Annotated in this window: 1 protein-coding gene; it reads right to left on the bottom strand. The window is 32.1% G+C overall.

The window, feature by feature from the left end:
- A partial coding sequence (locus AC1DJR_RS32125; protein WP_477004483.1) for a GNAT family N-acetyltransferase occupies window positions 1-439 on the bottom strand: 439 nt, incomplete at its 3' end.
- Between the last annotated feature and the right edge of the window lie 339 nt (window positions 440-778).

The following is a 778-nucleotide window of genomic DNA, read 5'->3' as shown; positions in this document are numbered from 1 at the left end:
CCGCTACTTTCATCATTCTTTCATTGSCAGACCAAGTTGTRAGCCCWACTCTACCAATCTCCATATTTTCAAATAGYAARTCYCTATATARTGTTAATGCTTCTGTACCRTAKCCACCATTCCAGTATGCTGGATCATAAATAACAATCCCCATCTCCAACCAACGCGTCGGTTTATGTTCCCAATAAAAACTTACTGCCCCAATAATTTGACCATTATTTTCCACAATAAGATTTGATAACGGTTCTTCTTTTAAACGTAATTGTAATTTCTCTTTGTATGATGAATATTTCTGAATTGAGAACGGAAAGTATGGTGCATCCCATCTTTTCCACTCTGGATGTTCTTCCTTATATACAATACTCCATAATTCTTTTATATCTGATTCTTCTATTGTACGAATTGTAACTTTGTTCCCCTTTAATATAACGTTTTGCATAATTTCCTCCTACATTCCTCTTTATTTCATATACAATTATAATATTTTTTCAGAAAAATCAAAACAAAACTCCACTCTATTTTATATAATTTTGTTATATGATACGAATTATTTATATAAATTAGCCAATTTTTTCGAGTTTAATTTAGAAACTGAACTTCGGAAAAAATTGGATGAAGTACGAGCTCCTAGCATAGTTAATAAAAAACAGGAGGTTATATCCCTCCCATTTTAGCTAAATATTGTATTTTCCTTCTTTTCTACCTCAAGTAGAATCCCTTTCTCTATCCAGCCCTCTACTCCATCTTTTTTAATTAAATCATATCCCATGCAGCGACC

Source organism: Bacillus sp. 05T31 (genome assembly GCF_056396725.1).
This window is presented reverse-complemented; position numbering and strand designations above follow the sequence as displayed.